This is a genomic window from Cupriavidus oxalaticus, assembly GCF_016894385.1.
GTDB classification, from domain to species: domain Bacteria; phylum Pseudomonadota; class Gammaproteobacteria; order Burkholderiales; family Burkholderiaceae; genus Cupriavidus; species Cupriavidus oxalaticus.
Genome location: NZ_CP069812.1, coordinates 609,520 through 629,860, shown reverse-complemented (window position 1 = coordinate 629,860; position 20,341 = coordinate 609,520). Strand labels below are relative to the sequence as shown.

Here is a 20,341-nt window from a genome sequence, read left to right as displayed (position 1 = left end):
CCGCGCCATCGTAGCCGCCCGGCAAGCGGCGCAGGTGGCGCGGCCTTGTGCGACTCCTTCAAATCGCCTGAAGCCAAATCGCCTGAAGTCCATCCGCTGCGCTCAGGTTACGTACCCGGCCCGCGGCGATCCGTAGTCAGCAATCAGCAATCAGGCCGTTTGCTGCATCAGTTCTTCCTTGCGCGCCGCCATGGCCGCTGCCACGTCGCGCAGGTTGACCTTCGCCTTGATCGCGTGCTTGAACAGTTCGCCTTCCTCTTCCTCGATATGGTGGGAGACGTACTCGGACAGCACCGTAAAGTTGGCTTCGAGCATATCCCCTGCCGGGTCCTCCTCGATCGCCGCGATCAGGTCCTTGGCGACCTGGTGCTCGACCTGGGCTTCGTCCAGCATGTCGTCGATGTCATCGCCTACGCCGCGCAGCGCCGGGTAGAAGATCTCTTCCTCGATGGTGGCATGCACGGTCAGCTGCTGGCAGACCTCGAGCGCGATCGATTTCTTTTCATGCCGGTCCCCGGTGTCCTTGAACGCCTTGAACAGTTTCTTGACCGCGCGGTGATCGTCCATCAAGGCGCCGAGGGCCTCGGCCTGGTCTGCGGGAATCTTCGACTTGTCCACGATTGCCTCCTGGGAGCTTGAGTGGGGAGCCGGCCTGACCCGGCTTTGCGACCAGGCAGGCAGGTTCTGTGCCGGGCCCGCACATGGTGGGGCCGGGGCAACAGCGGCACGGATCCGGCACGCGCGCCCGGCAATCATTGCAATTCCTGCGCGAAGGGTTGTTATTTGTGCCCGCCAAGGCGCTGCCGACGCCCCGAGGACGACTGTCGAACGGGCCAGAACCGCCAACCTGCGGGTCAACCTTCGGGCCTGGCCCACGCAGGCGCATGTCGACCCGGGCCTTGCCCCAGCACCGCGCCGTAAAGGAGATAGGGAGATAGCCGAAACAGCGCTGCGCCGGCCACGCTCCGGCTTCCGGCAGCGCCTTATAGCAGTCACAGCGCGTCCGCAGAGAGTACGTAAAACCTGTTTTACGTACATGTCAGGAATGCACACACAAGCACGTTAACCGTCACTATCTTGCCGCCCCCTGCTGGTGGGACGAGTTTTGCTAATCAGAAGAAAGAGGTCGCCTGCCGGACTTGCCCGGAGGGACGCCGCGCCGCGCGACCGGAGACGAAAACCAGAACGAGGAATCCTCATGACGTCTACCTTCATCTACTCGAACCGCGCCCGTGACCTCGAAGCGATGGAAGACGAACTGCGCATAGCCGACCGGGCCGGCTATACCGTGGACCTGCGCCGTGCTTTCTGGGAGTGCGAGCCGGCCTCGGTGCCCGCGGCCGAACGGCCGCGGCTGCTGTCGCTGCTGCAACGGGTGCGGGCCGGCGATACCCTGGTGACGATGCAGCTGAGCTGCCTGGGCTGGAGCGTGCAGGAAGTGCTGGGCACGATCCGCCGGTTCCGCCTGCTCGGGGTGGCGCTGCATTGCGTGCAGCTCAGCCGCGCCAACCTGGCCTGCGCCGCACCGCCGGAGGCGGTCATGGTGCTGCGCGCCGTGGCCGCGCTGGAGGGCAGCACGCGCAGCGCGCGCGTGCGCGACAGCCTGGCTGCGGCCAAGGCCATGGGCCGGGCGGTGGGGCGCCCGCCCAAGCACAAGCCCGACGAGCGCGATGCCATCCTGCGCTCGCTGGCGGAAGGCCAGACGGTCAGCGAAACCGCGCGGCGCTTCAACACCTCGCGCCAGACCGTGCTGCGGATACGCGCGGCGGCGCCGGCCATCGTCCAGCCATCCGGCACCGGCATCGCCACCGGCACCGCTGCCGCGCCCGACGTGCCGGCAGAGGTATCCACCGTGGAGTAGGCCGGCAGCCTGCCGACCGATTCCCGCTGCGGGCAGCGGCCTGAAACCCACCCGAGATTCCATGAAGCGCGACACCATAGTCCTGGGCGCCTCTTCCGGCGGCGTCGATGCGCTGCGGGAAATCGCCGCCGGTCTGCCGGCCGGCCTGGAGGCGACCGTACTGGCCGTGCTGCATATCGGCGCCAATCCGAGCATGCTGCCCGACATGCTGGCGAGCGCCGGGCCGCTGCCGGCTCGCCATGCCCGCGATGGCGAGCCGCTGCGGCCCGGCGCGATCTATGTGGCGCCGCCCGACCACCACCTGATGATCGTCGACGAGCATGCGCAGCTGGTGCGCGGGCCGAAAGAGAACTTTGCGCGGCCGGCGATCGATCCGCTGTTCCGGAGCGCGGCCGTGGCGCGCCGCAACCGCGTGGTCGCGGCAGTGCTGACCGGCCAGCTCGACGACGGCGCGGCCGGCCTGCGCGCAGTGCGCCAGTGCGGCGGCGTAACCATCGTGCAGGATCCCGACAGCGCTTTCGCGGCCGACATGCCGCGCAACGCCATGCGCGCCTCGCCGCCCGACTACGTGCTGCCGCTGGCGGCGATCGCGCCCAGGCTGGTGGAACTGGCCGGCTCCGCGGCAGGCCCCTTCGCCGAGCTGCCCGAATCGTTGCGCATCGAGCACGGCGTAGCGCTGGGCCCCTCCTCGATCGAGGCCGTGGAAAGGATTGCGCTGCCGTCAGCGCTGACGTGCCCTGAATGCGGTGGCGCCCTCTGGCAGATGCGCGACACGCAGCCGCCACGCTTCCGCTGCCACACCGGCCATGCCTTCGGCATGTCGACGCTGCGCCACGCCGCCGATGGCTCACTCGAACACACGCTCTTCGATGCCTTGCGCGCGCTGCACGAACAGCGCGAGCTTTACACGCAGATTGCGGCGTATCATATGCAAGTCGGCGAAACCGGCGAATCACGCCGGTACACCGAGGCAGCGGGCCGCGCTGCAGCGTCCGCGAAGCGCATCGAAGGCTGGCTCCGCGAGGGATAGCGCCGCACCCGGCCGGCGCACCCAACTTATCCACGCAGCGATGGCCAAGAATCGTGAACGCCCCCTGTCCAGCCAGCTCGTCTTTCCCGTGGTCGGGATCGGCGCGTCCGCCGGGGGTATTGAAGCCCTGATCCAGGTATTCGACGGGCTGCCCGCCCGCACCGGCGCAGCCTTTGTCCTCGTCGTCCACCTCGCGCCCGACCACGCCAGCAACCTGGCGCCGGTGCTGCAGGCACACACCACCATGCCGGTACGGCAGGTCACCGACACCACGCGCATCGAAGCCAACCACGTCTACGTCATTGCGCCCAACCACAGCCTGACCATGATCGACGGCTACCTGCGCGTGGGCCCGCAGGAACGCCGCGACGGCCGCGGCGCGGCCATCGACCTGTTCTTCCGCTCGCTGGCCGATGCCCATCGCCAGCGCGCCGTGTGCGTGGTGTTGTCCGGCGCCGGCTCCGACGGCTCGGTCGGGCTGACCCGCATCAAGGAGCTGGGCGGCATCACCATCGCCCAGGAGCCGGAGGAAGCCGAATACTCGAGCATGCCGCGCACAGCCATCAGCACCGGCCTGGTCGACTTCGTCATGCGCGCCAACGAGATCCCGCAGCGCCTGCTCGACCTGTGGAATACCGCCAGCCATATCCAGCTGCCCAGGCCGCCCGACGAAGAAGACGCACCCGAGCCCGCGCCGCCATCGGAAAGCAACGAGCGCGCGCTGCGCGAGATCATGGTGATCCTGCGCACCCGCACTTCGCATGATTTCCGCCACTACAAGCGCGCCACGGTGCTGCGCCGCATCGAGCGCCGGCTGCAGGTCAATGGCCTGACGGACCTGCAGCAATACCGCGACTACCTGCACCTGCACCCGGAAGAAACGGCACCGCTGCTGCAGGACATGCTGATCAGCGTGACCAATTTCTTCCGCGACAGGGAAGCGTTTGACCTGCTGCGCGCCGACGTGCTGCCGCGCCTGTTCCAGGACCGCACCGAGAACGACTCGATCCGGGTCTGGGCGCCTGGCTGCGCCACCGGCGAAGAAGCGTATTCGCTGGCCATGCTGCTGCAGGAAACGTCGTCGCAGACCCCCGACCAGCTGCCGTTCCAGGTCTTTGCCACCGATATCGACGAACGCGCCGTGGCGATCGCGCGCAACGGGCTGTACCCCGAACCGATCATCGCCGACGTCGAGCCGGCGCGGGTGCGGCAGTTCTTCACCAAGGACGGCACGCACTTCCGCGTGCGCAAGGAGCTGCGCGAGCGCGTGCTGTTCGCGCTGCACAACGTGCTCAGCGATCCGCCGTTCTCGCGGCTGGACCTGATCTGCTGCCGCAACCTGCTGATCTACCTGGACCGCGAGGCGCAGGCCGAGATCCTGCGCACCTTCCATTTCGCGCTGCGCCCGGGCGGCTACCTGTTCCTGGGCAGCTCCGAAGCCGCCGACAGCGTCAGCAACCTGTTTTCGGTGGTCGACAAGAAGGCCCGCATCTACCGCGCCAACGTCGCGGTGCGCGTCGAAACGCCGTTGCCGCTGTCGGCCGGCATGCTCAATGCGCGCTCGCCGGTGACGGTGCTGCAGCCCGCCGGCAAGCGCAAGTTCTCCTTCGGCGACCTGCACCAGCGCCTGATCGAGCAGCACGCGCCGCCGAGCGTGCTGGTCAGCCGCGATTCCGAGATCGTGCACCTGTCGGACCGCGCCGGGCGCTTCCTGCAGTACGCCGGCGGCGTGCCCTCGCACAACATCATCGGCGCGGTGCGCCAGGAACTGCGGCTGGAACTGCGTACCGCGATCTACCAGGCGCTGCAGACCAACCACAGCGTCGAGGCCAGGCGCGTGCAGCTCGAACGCGACGGCAGGCAGTTCTTCGTCAACATGACCGCGCGCCCGGTACACGACGCCGAAGCCAACGGCGACTTCGTGCTGGTGCTGTTCGATGAGGTCGAGGACAGCATGAGCGCGACGCCGCGCGGCCAGGCCGCCGACGAGCGCGACCCGCTGATCGCGCAGCTCGAACGCGAATTGCATCGCACCAAGGAGCAGCTGCAGGCCACCATCGAGCAGTCCGAGACCTCGACCGAGGAGCTGAAGGCCTCCAACGAAGAACTGCAGGCGATCAACGAGGAGCTGCGCTCGACCACGGAAGAGCTGGAGACCAGCAAGGAAGAACTGCAGTCGATCAATGAAGAGCTGACCACCGTCAACGCCGAACTCAAGTCCAAGGTCGAGGAAACCGGCAAGATCAATGACGACCTGCAGAACCTGATCATGGCCAACGACATCGGCACGGTCTTCGTCGATCGCAACCTGCGCATCAAGCGCTACACCCCGCGTGCCACCGATGTCTTCAGCATCATCCCGTCCGACATCGGCCGTTCGCTGCTCGATATCACGCACCGGCTCGATTACGACAAGCTTGCCGACGATGCCGGCGAAGCCTTCGATTCCCTGCGCCTGATCGAACGCGAGGTCAAGAGCAACGACGGTTGCTGGTACCTGGCGCGCTTCCTGCCGTACCGCACCACCGAGGACCGCATCGAGGGCGCGGTGCTGTCGTTCATCGACATCACCTCGCGCCGCACCGCGGAAGAGCGCCTCAGCGAAGGCGAGAAGCGCATGAATATCGTGGCCGAAAGCACCCGCGACTACGCCATCATCACCTTCGACGACGAAGGCCGCGTCACCAGCTGGAACACCGGCGCGGAACGCATCTTCGGCTATGCCGAGGCGGAGATGCTCGGACAGGAGGCGGAAGTCCTGTACACGCCCGAAGACCGTGCCGCCCGCATTGCCCAGGAAGAAATGGCGCAGGCGCGCCTGTACGGCCGCGTTGAAGAAGACCGCTGGCACCAGCGCAAGGACGGCAGCCGCTTCCGCGCCAGCGGCGTGCTGTCGCGCCTGGACAAGGGCGGCTTCAGCGGCTTTGCCAAGATCATGCGCAACCTCGACGAAGTGGCGCTGACGCGGCTGGCCACGCGCACCGGGCGCCAGGGGGTCATCGCTTCCCCCGATGCGCTCTCCGGCGAACGCGCCGACGCGCGTGCCGAACGCATGCGCGACGAGTTCCTGGCCGTGGTGTCGCACGAACTCAAGCATCCGCTCAACCTGATCAGCGCCAGCGCCGAACTGATCATCCGTTCCCCCGAAGCGCGCGGCAACCCGGTGATCCAGCGCGCCGCCGGCACCATCCGGCGCACCGTGATCGGCCAGGCGCACATCATCGACGACCTGCTCGACATGTCGCGCCTGCGCACCGGCAAGCTGTCGATTGCGCGCGCGCCGGTCGACTGGCACGAAGTGGTCGACCGCGTCTGCCGCGCCATCGAGGAAGAGGCCGGGCGCAAGAGCATCGCGCTCGAGCGCGATTTGCCGGCCGGCACGCTGATGATCGACGCCGACCTGACCCGGGTCGAGCAGGTGGTCTGGAACCTGATCAGCAATGCGCTCAAGTACACCAGCGCCGGCGGCAGCATCAGGGTTTCGCTGGCGCGAGAGCGCGGCGAAGGCGTGCTGGAGATACGCGATACCGGCGTTGGCATCGACGCGCAGAGCCTGCCGCATATCTTCGATATGTTTCGCCAGGGCACCGCGCCGAGCGCACGGCAGGGCGGCCTTGGCATCGGCCTGTCGCTGGTACGCGAGCTGGCGACCATGCAGGGCGGCACGGTGCGCGCGAATTCGGACGGGATCGGCAAGGGTTCGGTGTTCACGGTGACGTTCCCGCTGCGCGAGGAAATCGCGGCCGACACCACGCCGGCGCCCGCGCCGTCGCTGCCGCTGGGCGGCACCGAGATCCTGCTGGTCGACGACGATTCCGGCACGGTCGAGACCTTCAAGCTGCTGCTCGAAATGGAGGGCGCCAGCGTATCGGTCGCCACCAGCGGGCAGGAGGCACTGGACCGCCTCGGGCAGCATTGTCCCGACCTGTTGCTGTCTGACATCGGCATGCCCGGCATGTCGGGGCTGGACTTCATTCGCGCCATCCGCCGCCAGCCGCACCTGCACAAGCTGACCGCGATTGCATTGAGCGGCTATGGCCGGCCGGACGATATCCGGGAGTCGATGCAGGCAGGCTTCGACGCCCACCTGACCAAGCCGGTTTCACTGGAGGCCTTGCTGAACGCCATCCGGGAACTGCGCGTGGCCTGATGCACAGCGGCGCAGGTTTCGCGCGCAATTTCGCCCCAGGTCGCCCCCACGTCGCCCCGAGATCGCCGGTGCGGCCGCGAACGCCCGGGCCGGATTTACGCGCAGCATTGCAATAATCCCCGCAGGGTGCGGCACCACGCTGGCTGGCGCCGCGCCTGCCGCCTCGGAGGCGCGGTGGAACGCTCCTTGCAGCGATACCTGTGAGCGCGCAAGCGCAACCAGACTCCGGCACCGGGGCGCAGCGCCATGCTTCGCATGAGTGGCAGCCGCGGAAGCCGCCTCACCGCCATGACCCTCTTCCTGCATCACGACGCGCCCGCGGAGACCGATCCGGCGGAGGTAGCCTGCGCTGCCTGCGCACCGGCCTTACAGCCGGCCTCCCCCGCCCCGCGCGCTGCGCGGCCCACCCTGTTCCTCGAGACCCTGCTGGCGACCCGCCTGGAACTGCTGAGCCGCGACCGGGTATGGCCACCGCATACGATGGCGCAACGCCAACGGGTCCTGCTCACGCTATGGGCACAGCGGCCCGAGGGGCTGTTCGAGCAGCATGGCACCGCCGACAGTATCGACCACTGCTTGCACGAGGCGTTTGCCAGCGCCGCAGCAGGCGCGAAAGTGCAGGCCGCGATGGCGCTGAAACGGGCGTACTACCTGGTCTGCTGCACCGTCTCGGCCGGTACCTCCGCGCGCAAAGGCGCGGGTGGGGCACTGGACGGCCATGGCAGCGGCATTGTCACCGGAAATGGCCTGGCCCGCGGCAAAGGCTGAACGGATTGCCTTCGGTTCCCTTGCGGCTCACCCCGCCACCATGCGCAGCGTCTCGTCCCATTCCGCAGCGCATGCACCGGGTTCCCGCACTGGCACCCTAGCTGCTGAGGCCAGCGCCTGCCCAGGTCGGCCCGCATTGGCGGGCGTGGCGGCAAACAGGAGTCCACCATGCGCAAGATCGCGCTCATCAGTGAACACGCTTCGCCGCTGGCCAGTGTCGGCAGCACGGATTGCGGCGGCCAGAATATCTACGTGGCGCACCTCGCCCGCCAACTGGGCAGCCGCGGCTACCTGGAGTGGCGACGGCAGAGTGGCGATGGCAATGGTGATTCCATGGTGACCGACATAGCCGGCCCGGTGACGGTGATTTCACCGCACCTGGGCGACGCGGTGTTCAGCTGCGGCGGCCTGATCGCCGCGGCACGCGGCGCGCGCGTGGTGACGATCTTCGCCGGCGTGCCGGCCGCCGGCGTGGTGGCACCGGGCCGGGACCGCGCCGCGGGCTTCGACAGCGCCGAGCAGGCGATGCTCGCGCGCCGGCGCGAAGACAACCGCGCGCTTGGCATGCTGGGCGCGCAGGCGGTCTGGCTCGATTTCCCGGACAGCCAGTACGGCCGCAGCCATACGCCGCGCGAGATCGCCGACAGCCTGCAGCCGGTGCTGCTGATGCTGGCCGACGGCATGGTGGCGGCGCCGCTCGGCCTGTTCCATTCCGACCACGTGCTGGCGCATGACGCCTGCCGCCTGCTGATGCACGAGGCGCAGGCGCGCGCGTCGGCGGGGGCGGCGCTGCTGGTGCCCGCGCGCGCGCAAGCGGCGCCGGCACTGCCGGTGCAGTGGCTGTACTACGAAGACGCGATCTACCGCCGCCTGCCCGGTGTGCTGCAGCAACGGCTGGCCGAATGCCTGCGTGCGGGCCTGCACGCGACCCCCGTGAACCTGCCGGTCAACCAGCTCCTGGCCCAGAAGAGCTACGCGGTCAATGCCTACCAGAGCCAGGTGCAGATGCTCGGCGAAGCGCAGCTGTGCGACCTGTGCGCGCCGGAGCGCTACTGGTCGCTGTCGGCCAGCGAGCCGCGCAAGGCTGATTCCCTTCCTTTCCAATAACCGATGTTGTAGCGATGCCATGCCCGAGCGCAGGAAGCCACCAGTCAGCCGTGCCGAACTGAATGAATGCCGGCGTTGCCCGCTGTGGCGCAACGCCACGCAGGGCGTGCCCGGCGCCGGCGCGTCGCACGCGCGCATCATGCTGGTGGGCGAGCAGCCCGGCTCGCAGGAAGACCTGCAGGGCTCGCCGTTCGTGGGCCCCGCGGGACACCTGCTGGACGATGCGCTGGAACAGGCCGGGCTGGACCGCGACAAGCTGTTCATGACCAATGCGGTCAAGCACTTCAAGTTCGAGTTGCGTGGCAAGCGGCGGTTGCACAAGTCGCCGGGCCAACTGGAGATCGAAGCCTGCCACCTGTGGCTCGAGCGCGAGCTGAAGCAGGTGGATCCGAGGATCATCGTCGCGCTGGGCGCCACCGCCGCGCGCGCGGTGCTGGGCCGCAAGAGCGTGACGCTGGGCACGATGATGGATACGCCGGTCGAGCACGAGGGCCGGCTCGTCATCGCCACGTATCACCCGTCGTTCGCGCTGCGCCAGCGTTCCGACGACGCGCGCGCGGCCGCGTTCGACCGCATCGTGCGCAGCCTGCGCGCCGCCGCGCGGCTGGCGCGCGGTGAAAGCTAGCCAGTATCAGGAACGGTTCACGGTGGGCGGCGCATCGGGATCGCGGCTGCCCGGGTCGTGCAGGTCGCGCTTGCCGACGCCGGGCGGGAAGTCTCCGCGGCCGGGCCTCTCTTCGCGCCGCCGTGCGGACTGCTCCTTGGGTTCGTCCTTGCGATGCGAAGCCGCATGCTCCCAGTCCGCCGCGGCGCGTTCGCGCGCGCGCTGGTTTTCCGCCGCGTTTTCCTGCAGTTCGCGGTCATCCAGTCCCTGGCGCTGGTCGAGCGACGGGTCGCCCGACGTGTCGTGCTTGCTTTGTTTCATGGCACCTCCTGAGGCATCGGCCGCGGCGCGGCCACTTCTGCATGGCGCGCAACTTTCGTTCCACGGCAGCGCGGCTGCGGCGGACCGGACACATGGGGGGCCCATCCCCGGCCCCTCCCCGGCCCCTCCCCGACCACACGGCATGCCGCCGATGACGCCTGTAAGAACCGCCAGCGCTTGTAGAAAGTGCGATATGACGACCCGCCAGCGACCGGCCGCGCTGACGCAGGCCGGTGTCCAGTCCATGGCCCGGCAAATGCTTTGCGCAACAACAGCAGGACACTGTCACTCCAGGAGAGATCCATGCGCATCCGCTTTTCCTCGCGCTTTGCAGCCGCCGCCGCGCTGCTGTCGCTGCTGGCCGGCGGCGCGCTGGCCCAGAAGATCGACAGCACCGGCGTGCGCACCGACAAGGGCCCCATAGGCAGCCAGACCATCCCGCCGCCCGGCGCCGGGGTGGCGCCGGCGAGCACGCCGGGCGCCACGCCGACCAATCCCGGCGGGCTCGCCCGGGATCTGGGCGACGTGCCCAGGGAACCGCATACGGCGGGCGGCCTGCCTGGCCGCGACCAACCCAAGCCGGCGTCGGAAAGCGCCGGCAAGGTCGACCGCGATGGCTTGCACGGCAAGCCGCGCACCGGCAGCGGCGGCGCCAGCATCGACCAGACCCGCGTACCCGATTCCAAGGGACGTTGAAAAAAAGGGACGTTGAAAAAGGACGTTGAAATCGGCTCGAACCCGCGTGTTCACAGAGGAGGCAGACTTCATGCAACGCTTTACCGACAAGGTGGTCATCGTGACCGGCGCAGGATCGGGCATCGGCGCGGCGACCGGGCGCCGCTTTGCCGAAGAAGGCGCCAGCGTGGTGCTTGCCGGGCGCACGCGCGAGAAGCTCGACACCATCGCCGGCACGCTGCCCGAGGGCCGCCGCCTGGTGCAGGTCACCGACGTTTCGCAGTGGGAGCAGGTCCAAGCGCTGGTGTCGGCGGCGCTGCAGCGGTTCCGGCGGCTCGACGTGATGGTGAACAACGCCGGCGTGGCGGTCGAGGGCCGCATCACCGAGGCCAGCCTCGACGACTGGCGCAAGGTGACCGCGATCGACCTCGACGGTGTCTTCCACGGCTGCCGCGCCGCCATGCCCGCGCTGCTCAAGTCGCGCGGCTGCATCGTCAATGTGTCGTCGGTATCGGGACTGGGCGGCGACTGGGGGTTGTCCTTCTATAACGCCGCCAAGGGCGGCGTCAGCAACCTGACGCGCGCGCTGGCCATGGACTATGGCCGCGACGGCGTGCGCGTCAATGCCGTGTGCCCGTCGCTGACGCGCACCGACCTGACCAGGGACATGTTCGAGGACGAAGCGCTGATTGAGCGCTTTCGCGACCGTATCGCGCTGGGCCGTACCGCGGAGCCCGAAGACATCGCCGCGGTGATCGCGTTCCTGGCGAGCGACGATGCGCGCTTTGTCACCGGCGTGAACCTCCCCGTCGATGGCGGACTGATGGCGTCGAACGGGCAACCGAAACAGGACTGAGGAGGCTGTCATGCTGCGATCCATCCCCAAGACGACCCTTGCAGCGATGGCGCTGCTGCTTGCCACCGGTGCCTATGCGGCGCCCTTGTCGGACAAGCCAGGCACCGCGATGGCGCCGAACAAGGACGCGCTGTTCCTGCGCGACGCGGCCGAGGCCAGCGCACTGGAGATCGCGGCCAGCAAGCTCGCGCAGACGCGCGCAAGCGGCGAAGCGGTCAAGGCCTTCGCCGCGCAGATGATCCGCGACCACCAGGCCGCGGACGAGAAGATGCTCCAGCTGGCGAGAAAGCTCGGCATTCAGCTGCCAGCGTCGCCGCCGGAAGTAAAGAAGCAGGAGCTGGAAAACCTGGGCAAGCTCAGCGGCAGCGCGTTCGACAGCGCCTACGCGCGGCAGATCGGCGTCGATGCCCACCAGGAGGCGGTGGCGCTGTTCCGCAAGGCCGCCGACGACGCCAAGGACGAGGGCGTCAAGGCCTTCGCGCGGCAGACGCTGCCGACGCTGAACCACCACCTCGAGATGGCGCGGCAGTTGGCTTCGCAGGTGACCTCGCAGAAGCCGTGAGCGGCGCGAACGGCGAACTTCAAGTACCCGGCAAAATCAAATACCCAGCAAAAAGCCCCGGAATTCCGGGGCTTTTCACTGGTGCAGCGTTGGCCGTGGATCAGCCAGCGAAGTTCGAGCCGGCGAAGTCCCAGTTCACGACGTTCCAGAATGCCTCGACGTACTTGGGACGGGCATTGCGATAGTCGATGTAGTAGGCGTGTTCCCACACGTCGCAGGTCAGCAGCGGCTTGGCGTCGGTGGTCAGCGGCGTCGCGGCGTTGGAGGTGGACACCAGGTCCAGCGAGCCGTCGGCCTTCTTCACCAGCCAGGCCCAGCCCGAACCGAAGGTGCCGACGGCAACCTTGGTGAACTCTTCCTTGAACTTGTCGAACGAGCCCCACTTGGCGTTGATGGCATCAGCCAGGGCGCCGGTCGGCTGGCCGCCGCCGTTCGGCTTCAGCGAATCCCAGTAGAAGGTGTGGTTCCACACCTGGGCAGCGTTGTTGAAGATGCCGCCCGACGACTTCTTGACGATCTCTTCCAGGGTCGCGTTCTCGAACTCGGTGCCCTTGATGAGGTTGTTCAGGTTGGTGACGTAGGTCTGGTGATGCTTGTCATGATGGAACTCCAGCGTCTCCTTGGAGATGTGCGGAGCCAGGGCATCATGCGCGTACGGAAGCGGGGGGAGCTTGTGTTCCATTGTTCTGTCTCTGTGGGTTGGGGTTGTAGGGTCCGGAATTGCCGATTGTAGGGGACTTGTAATACCCACGCAAACCGCAGGCCTATGCCCCCTGCTCCGATGTTAGTTGGTCCGGAGGCGGGTTTCCGGGGCGATTGAGAAAGGCGCCGGTTTGCTCCCCTCTCCCGCTTGGCGGGAGAGCAACCGGGGGTGAGGGCAGGCGGGTCAAAGGCTGACACCCGCGGGTGAAAACCGTTGGCCTTGCTTGATGTGGTGCCTGGCTAGACCACCCTCACCCCAGCCCTTTCCCCTGAGGGGAGAGGGAGAACACCTTGCTTGGGCAAGTTCGGGCCACTAAGGAGCACCCTCAGAAATCGCCCAGCTTCGCCTGCACGCCGGCGATCGACAGGTCGGCCACGCCCTCGGCCAGGTGCGCCTCGACCACGCTGCCCGGGCGGATCTCGGTGGGCGAGCGCAGCGCGCGTCCGCGCTGGTCGAGCAGCACCGCGTAGCCGCGCTCGAGCGTGCGCTGCGGCGCCAGCAGCTCCAGCGCACCGGCGGCGCGCGCCAGGCGCTGGCCGGCGCGCTCGTGGCGGCGCGTGGCGGCGGCCTGCAGCCGCTGCCGCAGCCGTGCCAGGTCCGCCTGTGCCGCGGCCGTGTCGGGCCGGCATGCGCGCCAGCGCATCGCCAGCACTTGCTGGCGGTGGCGCTGCGACACCACGGTGTCGCGCAATGCCGACCGCAAGTGTCGGGCCAGATTGTCGACGCGCGCGCGGCGCTCCTGCAGTTGCGCCTGCGGGCTGCGCACGCGCCGCGCCAGCCAGTCCAGGTGCTGGGCGCGCAGGTCCAGCGCACGGCGCATGGCCTGCGCCAGCGCGTCGCGGCCGCGCAGGGTCCGCGCCAGCAGGTGCGCACGGTCGGGGCTGACCAGTTCGGCCGCGCCGGTCGGCGTGGGCGCGCGCACGTCGGCAACGAAATCGGCAATGGTGAAGTCGGTCTCGTGGCCCACCCCGGAAATCAGCGGCAGCGCGCAGCGCGCGATCGCGTGCGCCACCACTTCTTCATTGAACGACCACAGGTCTTCGATGCTGCCGCCGCCGCGGCACAGGATCAGCACGTCGCACTCGCGGCGCGCATCGGCCAGGTCGATCATGTCGGCGATCTTCTGCGCTGCGCCGGCACCCTGCACCGGTACCGGGTAGACCACCACCGGCACATGCGGCGCGCGCCGGCGCAGCGTGGTCAGCACATCGCGCAGGGCGGCGGCCTGCAGCGAGGTGATGACGCCGATGGTGCGCGGGTGCACCGGCACCGGCCGCTTGCGCTCGGGGGCGAACAGCCCGGCCTGCGCCAGCTTTTCCTTCAGCCGCAGGAAGGCTTCGTACAGGTTGCCCAGGCCGGCGCGGCGCATCGCCTCCACGCCGAGCTGCAGTTCGCCACGCGCCTCGTACATCGTGACCACGGCGCGCACCTCGACCGCCTCGCCCTCGCGCGGCTGGAAGTCGACATGCTGGTTGCGGCCGCGGAACATCACGCAGCGGATCTGGGCGCGCGCATCCTTGAGCGAGAAATACCAGTGGCCGCTGGCCGCACGGGTGAAGTTGGAGATCTCGCCGCGCACCCAGGCCAGCGGGAAGCTGCGCTCCAGCAATCGGGCGATGGTGTGGTTCAGCTCGCCGACAGGAATGACTTCACGGCCACTACGTGAACCGGTGGGGGAAGCGTCACGCGAAAAGCTGGTCAGGTCGGGCATGGCGCACGCCGGTCGAGCGGCGTTAATGGGACATGTCCACAGCATAACTGGTCTGTCAAGAGGGTAGCGATGATAGCCGGATGCTGCCCCGCAGGCCGCATTGTTTCGTACAACTCTTTGATTTTTATGAGTTTTATGACCGCAATAAAAAGTAGGCAATATAACTAATTCTCTTTTGCATCAACCACTTAGCGAGTACGGATGGGGCTTGTTCACAAAGTTATCCACAGATTCTCTGGATAAAGTACGGGGTTTACCCGACTTTACCGCGGCCTTGCCGGTCAAGCGTGGTCAGCGTCACGCCCCAGGCGGCGTAGCCGGCATGTCATGCCACGCGTCGGCAAGGCATCATGTGGAACGGCGATAAGCGATGGATTGCCTAATTTCCAGGCAGCCCCTCGCATACCTCATAAAATCAATGGGTTAGCCTACCTCTCCAGACTTTATCCACAGGCCGTCCACAATCCTCTCCCTGCCCGGTGTGGAAAAGCACGGGTTTACCCACGCGACGCGCCGCCGCCCCGCTGGGGGACGCGTCAGCGCGCATTTGCCTGTTTTTTAAGCAATCACATTCCTAACCTTTAAAATCAATGACTTAGGTGGCTTCTCCGACACCTGTCCACAACCGGTCCACAATCCTGTCCCGCACTCATGTGGAAGACCGCCTCGCATCGCGCGCCAGCGACCAGACAGGGGGTTACAACTGCATCCCAGCCGTTTTTCCCTGATGTGCGGCAAGCGTCGCGAGCCTTCCACGCGGCTCTGCACAATTTTTAAGCAGACCCAAGCTTCCTTTTGCGAATCAAGCACTTGCATCGCTTGTCCGGCGGCTTTCCACAATCGATCCACAATGCTGTCCCTGCACCCTGTGGAAAGCCGCCGGCGACATCGGCCGGCGCCGATGCGCGCCCGAGACAGCCAGCCCTGCCGTCGCTTGCCGCGCGGCAGGCCGCGGGTTAGAGTTGCGCCTGATTTTTCAGAGCAATGCCGGAGCGCGCTGCGTGCAGACGTGCCTCAAGGCATGCCGACCAGCTGGTTGGGGTTTCTTTATTGGGTTGTGATCCCGGGGGTCCAATTGTTTTCCATCATTCAAGCGGCCGGCTGGCCGATCTGGCCGCTGTTGCTGGCCTCGGTCCTTGCGCTGGCACTGGTCGTCGAACGCTTCCTGTCGCTCAAGCGCAGCAAGGTGCTGCCGCCCCGGCTCTATGACGAAGCGCTGGCCGCCGCGCAGCAGCGCCGCGCCACGCCGGAAGTGGTCAACACGCTCGAACAGGATTCGCCGCTCGGCCGCGTGCTGGCCGCCGGCCTGCGCCATGTGGTGCTGCAACCGCACACCTCGCGCGACGCCGCCAAGGATGTGGTCGAGGAAGCCGGCCGTGCCGTCGCGCATGAGCTGGAGCGCTACCTGAACGCACTCGGCACGATCGCCTCGGTGGCGCCGCTGATGGGCCTGCTGGGCACCGTGATCGGCATGATCGAGATCTTCGGCAGCCAGGGCGGCACCGGCGCCAACCCGGAACAGCTCGCGCACGGCATCTCGGTGGCGCTGTACAACACCGCCTTCGGCCTGATCGTGGCGATCCCGGCGCTGATCTTCTGGCGCTACTTCCGCCGCCGCGTGGACGACTACGTGGCCGAGCTGGAATTCCGTGCCACCGCGTTCCTGGACGCGATCCTGCCGCAGCGCCGCAGCTGATCACGGACCCGCCACGCCATGCGATTCCGTTCCCGCCAGCGGCGCGAAGAGCCGGAGATCAACCTGATCCCGCTGATCGACGTGCTGCTCGTGATCCTGATCTTCCTGATGATCACGACCACCTACTCGCGCTATACCGAGCTGCAGATCCAGCTGCCCACCGCCGACGCCGAGCGCGCCCAGCAGCGGCCGCAGGAAATCGTGGTGTCGGTGTCGTCGCGCGGGGTCTACTCGGTCAACAAGAAAGTGCTGGAGCAGAAGGACGTCACCAGCCTGGCCGACCACCTGCGCGCCGCCTCCGGGCCCGCCGGGGATGGCCAGCCACCGGTGGTGATCGTCAACGCCGACGCGCAGGCCAGCCACCAGGCGGTGGTCAACGTGATGGAAGCCGCGCGGCTGGCCGGGCTGTCGCGCCTGACCTTCGCCACGCAGGGCGCGCAGCCGCGCTGAGCGCGGGCCATCGTCATCCCCGCATAAGCAGGGACCGGCGGCCTTGCGGTCGGGCACGGCGCCTGGCCGGGCTTGCCCCATGCGCTGCGCAGTGCCCATAATGGGTTGATTTGCGCGTTTCTGCCGACCCTCCCTTTCGGGATGCGAGATCCCGAGCGCACTACAATCCCATCCCATCCACGATCTGACCGACCCGCCGCGTCCATGCCCGCTCCCCGCCATGCCCTCGCCGACTTCGTGACCGCCCAATGGCAGCGCCGCGGCTGGTTTGCCTGGGTCATGCTGCCGTTCTCGCTGCTGTTCGGGCTGGTGGCGCGGGTGCGCCGGCACGGCTACCGGCGCGGCTGGTTCAAGTCCACGCGGCTGCCGATGCCGGTGGTGGTGGTCGGCAACGTGACCGTGGGCGGCACCGGCAAGACGCCGGCCGTGATCGCGCTGGCCCATGCGCTGACCGAAGCCGGGCTGCGGCCCGGCGTGGTATCGCGCGGCTATGGCGTCGAGCTGAAGCATCCGCGCCGGGTCAAGCCGACCTCGCAGGCCAGCGACGTCGGCGACGAGCCGCTGCTGATCGCACGCGCCACCGATGTGCCGGTGTGGGTGTTCCCGGACCGGGCGCTGTGCGCGCAGGCCATGCTGGTGTCGCACCCCGGCGTCAACGTGCTGCTGCTCGACGACGGCCTGCAGCACTACAAGCTGCAGCGCGATTTCGAGATCGTGATGTTCGACACGCGCATGGGCGGCAATGGCCTGATGCTGCCGGCCGGCCCGCTGCGCGAACCGCTGACGCGCCCGCGCGACGCCACGCTGGTCAACGATCCCAACTTCCGCGCCACGCCCGACCGCCCCGCTGTCTACGGCATGCGGCTGGAGCTGGAAGACGCCTGGCAGCTCAACGACCCGGCCATGGCACGGCCGGTTTCCGCCTTTGCCGGGCGGCGCGTGCTGGCCGCGGCCGGCATCGGCAACCCCGAGCGCTTCTTCGCCAGCCTGCGCGGTGCCGGCCTGTCGCCGAAGACGCTGCCGCTGCCCGACCACTATGACTTTGCCGACGACCCGTTCGCCGGCAACGCCGACGCGCTCGATGCCGACGTGATCCTGATCACCGAGAAGGATGCCGTAAAATGCGAGCGCTTCGACGACCCGCGCATCTGGGTCGTGCCGACCAGGCCGGTGATCGACGCGGGCCTGATCGACAAAATCCGCAGCGCCGTGCTGGCGCATATCAACACCGCACCGACCGCGCAGTCCGCGGCGGCCACGTCCGGCAGCGCCGGGCGCAACGAGGAACACCGAGATGGACAACCGGCTGCTTGAAATCCTGGTCTGCCCGCTGTGCAAGGGCAAGCTGGAGTACGACCGCGCCGCGCAGGAACTGATCTGCCACGCCGACAAGCTCGCATACCCGATCCGCGACGGCATCCCGGTGATGCTGGCCGACGAAGCGCGCCAGTCGGTGCCGGGCCGTGCCATCGACCCGGACGCGCCGGCCAACGGCAACTGAGAACCACTGAGTCAGCACCATGACCGTCCCGGCCTTCACCGTCGTCATCCCCGCGCGGCTCGCTTCGACCCGCCTGCCTGACAAGCCGCTGGCCGATATCGGCGGGCGCCCGATGATCGTGCGCGTGGCCGAACGCGCCCATGCCTCGTCGGCCCGGCGCACCGTGGTCGCCACCGACGCCCCGTCCGTGGCGCAGGCCTGCGCGGACCATGGCATCGAAGCCGTGCTGACCCGCGCCGACCACCCCACCGGCACAGACCGGCTGGCGGAAGTGGCAACGCAACTCGGGCTGCCCGACGACGCCATCGTGGTCAACGTACAGGGCGACGAGCCGCTGATCGACCCGACGCTGATCGACGAGGTGGCGCTGCACCTGTCGCAGCACGCCGACTGCGCCATCGCCACCGCGGCCCACCCGCTGCACGACATCGCCGAGGTCTTCAATCCCAACGTGGTCAAGGTCGTGTGCGACGCCGCCGGACGCGCGCTGTACTTCTCGCGCGCGCCGATCCCGTGGGCGCGCGACGCCTGGGCGGGCGTGCCGGCCGTGCCCGCCGCCATGGCCCAGGTGCCGCTGCCGGCCATGCCGGTGCTGCGCCATATCGGCCTGTACGCCTATCGCGCCGGCTTCCTGCGGCGCTTCCCGACCCTGGCCGCCGCGCCCCTCGAACAGACCGAGGCGCTGGAGCAACTGCGCGCAATGTGGCATGGCGAGCGCATCGCGGTGGTGGAAACCGCTGCCGCGCCGGCGCCCGGCGTCGACACCCCGGCCGACCTGGAGCGCGTGCGCGTGCTGTGGGCCGAGTCGATGGCGCAGGACGGGCCCTGAACGCCACCCGGCCCGGCCGGCCGCCCGCTCAGGTTCAAACTGCTGCAACCTGAACCGGGGGGCGGATTTCAGGCCGGATCGGCGCCGCCTCATGGCATAATGCTTGCCGATACAGGGCCGCCCCGGCTGTGCGCCAACGCGCTGCCGGCCAAGGCCCGGTGGGGAGATAAAGATAGAGCCCGACTGGTGCGCCGCGCCGCCATCCCCCTGGCAGCCGCCGCCGGACGTCCGCGTGGGCGTGTGCCTGCGCCAAATGCCGTCGACATCCGACAAGACAGCAGTAAGTCTTGCGTCAAGTTGCGGCATTACCCTCCTTCTGATCTCCCGCCACACCAGATTCAAAACTCTGAGGACCCGTAAATGCGTTTGATCCTGTTGGGCGCACCCGGCGCCGGCAAAGGCACGCAAGCCAAGTTCATCTGCGAGAAGTTCGCCATTCCGCAAATCTCCACCGGCGACATGCTGCGCGCGGCGGTCAAGGCCGGCACGCCCCTGGGCGTGGAGGCCAAGAAGGTCATGGACGCGGGCGGACTGGTGTCGGATGACATCATCATCGGCCTGGTGAAAGACCGGCTGAAGCAGGACGACTGCAAGAACGGCTACCTGTTCGACGGCTTCCCGCGCACCATCCCGCAGGCCGAGGCGATGAAGGACGCCGGCGTGGCAATCGACTACGTGCTGGAAATCGACGTGCCGTTCGACGCCATCATCGAACGCATGAGCGGCCGCCGCGTGCACGTGGCCTCGGGCCGCACCTACCACGTCAAGTACAACCCGCCCAAGGCCGAAGGCATCGACGACGAAACCGGCGAAGCGCTGATCCAGCGCGACGACGACAAGGAAGAAACCGTCAAGAAGCGCCTGGACGTCTACTCGCAGCAGACCCGCCCGCTGGTCGACTACTACTCGGACTGGGCCGCCAAGGGCGACGCCAGCGCCAAGGTCGCGCCGCCGAAGTACCGGAAGATTTCGGGCGTCGGCAACGTCGACGAGATCACGGCGCAAGTGTTTGACGCGCTGAAATAATCGGCAGTCGAACGATACGACAATAAAAGGCGGCCCAGGGGCCTAATGCTGTTCAGTTAACCACTGTCGTTCCCGCGAAGGCGGGAACCCAGTGACTTCAAAAGACGCTGGATTCCCGCCTTCGCGGGAATGACGGTGGGGCTTGATACCTTAACTGAACGGCATTAGGCCCACGGGCCGCTTTTTCTTTGGGGCCGCGCGCAGCGCAGCCGAAGGCGTTCCTACCACGCCGCCAGCAGCAGGGCCCACTCACAGCTCTGGGCTCGTTCAATCCCCGCTTCAATCCCAAGCCACCGTGGCGCACCAAGGCGTCAGGCAGTCCTGCCCTGCAACGAAGCAAAGCCCCGTACGAAAGCCGTCGCCTACTACGATAAGAATGGCCGCCCGCAGGGCCGTAAACGCGCTTTTTGGTGACTTTTTGTCGCTCGGACAAAAAGTTACCCGCCCTTCAGGGCGGAACCGGGCACATCAAGTATCCACCAGATGCCAGC

At 67.7% G+C, this 20,341-nt stretch carries 19 protein-coding genes; 15 read left to right on the top strand and 4 right to left on the bottom strand.

Translation table 11 applies throughout. From position 1 onward, the window contains the following. Positions 1-150: 150 nt before the first annotated feature. Complete coding sequence (locus tag JTE92_RS15240) at positions 151-618, bottom strand: hemerythrin domain-containing protein (protein WP_063236913.1); 468 nt, start codon at positions 616-618, stop codon at positions 151-153. A gap of 580 nt (positions 619-1,198) precedes the next feature. Between JTE92_RS15240 and JTE92_RS15235 the strand changes: the two genes are divergently transcribed. From JTE92_RS15235 to JTE92_RS15210, 6 genes are all read left to right on the top strand, one after another. After that, positions 1,199-1,861: a recombinase family protein gene (locus tag JTE92_RS15235; protein WP_084254423.1), complete on the top strand. Its 663-nt coding sequence runs from the start codon at positions 1,199-1,201 to the stop codon at positions 1,859-1,861. A 61-nt stretch (positions 1,862-1,922) separates the two neighbouring features. Next, positions 1,923-2,891, top strand: a complete 969-nt coding sequence (locus JTE92_RS15230; protein ID WP_063236912.1) for a chemotaxis protein CheB — start codon at positions 1,923-1,925, stop codon at positions 2,889-2,891. A gap of 40 nt (positions 2,892-2,931) precedes the next feature. Continuing rightward, a complete protein-coding gene (locus JTE92_RS15225; RefSeq protein WP_063236911.1) occupies positions 2,932-7,041 on the top strand; it encodes a CheR family methyltransferase in 4,110 nt (1,369 codons plus the stop codon). Positions 7,042-7,329: 288 nt separating this feature from the next. Beyond that, positions 7,330-7,809, top strand: coding sequence for a hypothetical protein (locus tag JTE92_RS15220; RefSeq protein ID WP_116386751.1), 480 nt, complete (start codon positions 7,330-7,332; stop codon positions 7,807-7,809). Positions 7,810-8,142: 333 nt separating this feature from the next. Continuing rightward, positions 8,143-8,916, top strand: coding sequence for a PIG-L family deacetylase (locus JTE92_RS15215; protein WP_063236979.1), 774 nt, complete (start codon positions 8,143-8,145; stop codon positions 8,914-8,916). A 19-nt stretch (positions 8,917-8,935) separates the two neighbouring features. Further along, positions 8,936-9,541 carry a UdgX family uracil-DNA binding protein gene (locus JTE92_RS15210; RefSeq protein WP_063236910.1) on the top strand — a complete coding sequence of 202 codons (606 nt, stop codon included), beginning with the start codon at positions 8,936-8,938 and terminating at the stop codon, positions 9,539-9,541. 6 nt (positions 9,542-9,547) lie between these two features. Here JTE92_RS15210 and JTE92_RS15205 read toward each other — a convergent pair whose 3' ends face one another. Next, positions 9,548-9,841: a hypothetical protein gene (locus JTE92_RS15205; protein ID WP_063236909.1), complete on the bottom strand. Its 294-nt coding sequence runs from the start codon at positions 9,839-9,841 to the stop codon at positions 9,548-9,550. A 303-nt stretch (positions 9,842-10,144) separates the two neighbouring features. Here JTE92_RS15205 and JTE92_RS15200 point away from each other — a divergent pair, with 303 nt between their 5' ends. The 3 genes from JTE92_RS15200 (at position 10,145) to JTE92_RS15190 (ending at position 11,934) form a co-directional block, all read left to right on the top strand. Next, entirely contained in the window at positions 10,145-10,537 is a 393-nt protein-coding gene (locus JTE92_RS15200; RefSeq protein ID WP_116386750.1) for a hypothetical protein, read from the top strand. Between the two features lie 70 nt (positions 10,538-10,607). Beyond that, a complete protein-coding gene (gene budC / locus JTE92_RS15195; protein ID WP_063236908.1) occupies positions 10,608-11,372 on the top strand; it encodes a meso-2,3-butanediol dehydrogenase in 765 nt (254 codons plus the stop codon). Positions 11,373-11,382: 10 nt separating this feature from the next. Next, a complete protein-coding gene (locus JTE92_RS15190) occupies positions 11,383-11,934 on the top strand; it encodes a DUF4142 domain-containing protein (protein ID WP_063236907.1) in 552 nt (183 codons plus the stop codon). 100 nt (positions 11,935-12,034) lie between these two features. Here JTE92_RS15190 and sodB read toward each other — a convergent pair whose 3' ends face one another. Next, positions 12,035-12,616 carry a superoxide dismutase [Fe] gene (sodB, locus tag JTE92_RS15185; RefSeq protein WP_063236906.1) on the bottom strand — a complete coding sequence of 194 codons (582 nt, stop codon included), beginning with the start codon at positions 12,614-12,616 and terminating at the stop codon, positions 12,035-12,037. 346 nt (positions 12,617-12,962) lie between these two features. Then, positions 12,963-14,348, bottom strand: a complete 1,386-nt coding sequence (gene xseA, locus JTE92_RS15180) for an exodeoxyribonuclease VII large subunit (RefSeq protein WP_174544827.1) — start codon at positions 14,346-14,348, stop codon at positions 12,963-12,965. Positions 14,349-15,423: 1,075 nt separating this feature from the next. On the opposite strand from xseA, the gene JTE92_RS15175 reads away from it, so the two are divergent. The 6 genes from JTE92_RS15175 (at position 15,424) to adk (ending at position 19,850) form a co-directional block, all read left to right on the top strand. Beyond that, complete coding sequence (locus JTE92_RS15175; RefSeq protein WP_063236977.1) at positions 15,424-16,044, top strand: MotA/TolQ/ExbB proton channel family protein; 621 nt, start codon at positions 15,424-15,426, stop codon at positions 16,042-16,044. An 18-nt stretch (positions 16,045-16,062) separates the two neighbouring features. Then, the gene (locus tag JTE92_RS15170) at positions 16,063-16,494 is read left to right on the top strand and encodes an ExbD/TolR family protein (RefSeq protein ID WP_063236904.1); all 432 of its coding nucleotides are present in this window, start codon (positions 16,063-16,065) and stop codon (positions 16,492-16,494) included. A 204-nt stretch (positions 16,495-16,698) separates the two neighbouring features. After that, positions 16,699-17,808 (top strand): tetraacyldisaccharide 4'-kinase, encoded by a 1,110-nt coding sequence (gene lpxK, locus JTE92_RS15165; protein WP_063236903.1) that lies wholly within the window; start codon positions 16,699-16,701, stop codon positions 17,806-17,808. Next, entirely contained in the window at positions 17,789-17,995 is a 207-nt protein-coding gene (locus tag JTE92_RS15160) for a Trm112 family protein (RefSeq protein WP_029047914.1), read from the top strand. Before lpxK ends, JTE92_RS15160 begins: the two co-directional genes overlap by 20 nt. Before the next feature lie 19 nt (positions 17,996-18,014). Continuing rightward, positions 18,015-18,824 (top strand): 3-deoxy-manno-octulosonate cytidylyltransferase, encoded by an 810-nt coding sequence (gene kdsB, locus JTE92_RS15155; RefSeq protein WP_063236902.1) that lies wholly within the window; start codon positions 18,015-18,017, stop codon positions 18,822-18,824. A gap of 360 nt (positions 18,825-19,184) precedes the next feature. Beyond that, on the top strand, positions 19,185-19,850 hold the full coding sequence (gene adk, locus JTE92_RS15150; RefSeq protein WP_063236901.1) for an adenylate kinase: 666 nt from the start codon (positions 19,185-19,187) through the stop codon (positions 19,848-19,850). Positions 19,851-20,341: the final 491 nt, after the last annotated feature.

Excerpts from the sequence above, each read along its gene's own strand:
- JTE92_RS15235 (WP_084254423.1), top strand. The coding sequence starts at position 1,199 with ATGACGTCTACCTTCATCTACTCGAACCGCGCCCGTGACCTCGAAGCG.
- JTE92_RS15230 (WP_063236912.1), top strand. The coding sequence starts at position 1,923 with ATGAAGCGCGACACCATAGTCCTGGGCGCCTCTTCCGGCGGCGTCGAT.
- JTE92_RS15225 (WP_063236911.1), top strand. The coding sequence starts at position 2,932 with ATGGCCAAGAATCGTGAACGCCCCCTGTCCAGCCAGCTCGTCTTTCCC.
- JTE92_RS15220 (WP_116386751.1), top strand. The coding sequence starts at position 7,330 with ATGACCCTCTTCCTGCATCACGACGCGCCCGCGGAGACCGATCCGGCG.
- JTE92_RS15215 (WP_063236979.1), top strand. The coding sequence starts at position 8,143 with ATGGTGACCGACATAGCCGGCCCGGTGACGGTGATTTCACCGCACCTG.
- JTE92_RS15210 (WP_063236910.1), top strand. The coding sequence starts at position 8,936 with ATGCCCGAGCGCAGGAAGCCACCAGTCAGCCGTGCCGAACTGAATGAA.
- JTE92_RS15205 (WP_063236909.1), bottom strand. The coding sequence starts at position 9,841 with ATGAAACAAAGCAAGCACGACACGTCGGGCGACCCGTCGCTCGACCAG.
- JTE92_RS15200 (WP_116386750.1), top strand. The coding sequence starts at position 10,145 with ATGCGCATCCGCTTTTCCTCGCGCTTTGCAGCCGCCGCCGCGCTGCTG.
- budC (WP_063236908.1), top strand. The coding sequence starts at position 10,608 with ATGCAACGCTTTACCGACAAGGTGGTCATCGTGACCGGCGCAGGATCG.
- JTE92_RS15190 (WP_063236907.1), top strand. The coding sequence starts at position 11,383 with ATGCTGCGATCCATCCCCAAGACGACCCTTGCAGCGATGGCGCTGCTG.
- sodB (WP_063236906.1), bottom strand. The coding sequence starts at position 12,616 with ATGGAACACAAGCTCCCCCCGCTTCCGTACGCGCATGATGCCCTGGCT.
- xseA (WP_174544827.1), bottom strand. The coding sequence starts at position 14,348 with ATGCCCGACCTGACCAGCTTTTCGCGTGACGCTTCCCCCACCGGTTCA.
- JTE92_RS15170 (WP_063236904.1), top strand. The coding sequence starts at position 16,063 with ATGCGATTCCGTTCCCGCCAGCGGCGCGAAGAGCCGGAGATCAACCTG.
- lpxK (WP_063236903.1), top strand. The coding sequence starts at position 16,699 with ATGCCCGCTCCCCGCCATGCCCTCGCCGACTTCGTGACCGCCCAATGG.
- JTE92_RS15160 (WP_029047914.1), top strand. The coding sequence starts at position 17,789 with ATGGACAACCGGCTGCTTGAAATCCTGGTCTGCCCGCTGTGCAAGGGC.
- kdsB (WP_063236902.1), top strand. The coding sequence starts at position 18,015 with ATGACCGTCCCGGCCTTCACCGTCGTCATCCCCGCGCGGCTCGCTTCG.
- adk (WP_063236901.1), top strand. The coding sequence starts at position 19,185 with ATGCGTTTGATCCTGTTGGGCGCACCCGGCGCCGGCAAAGGCACGCAA.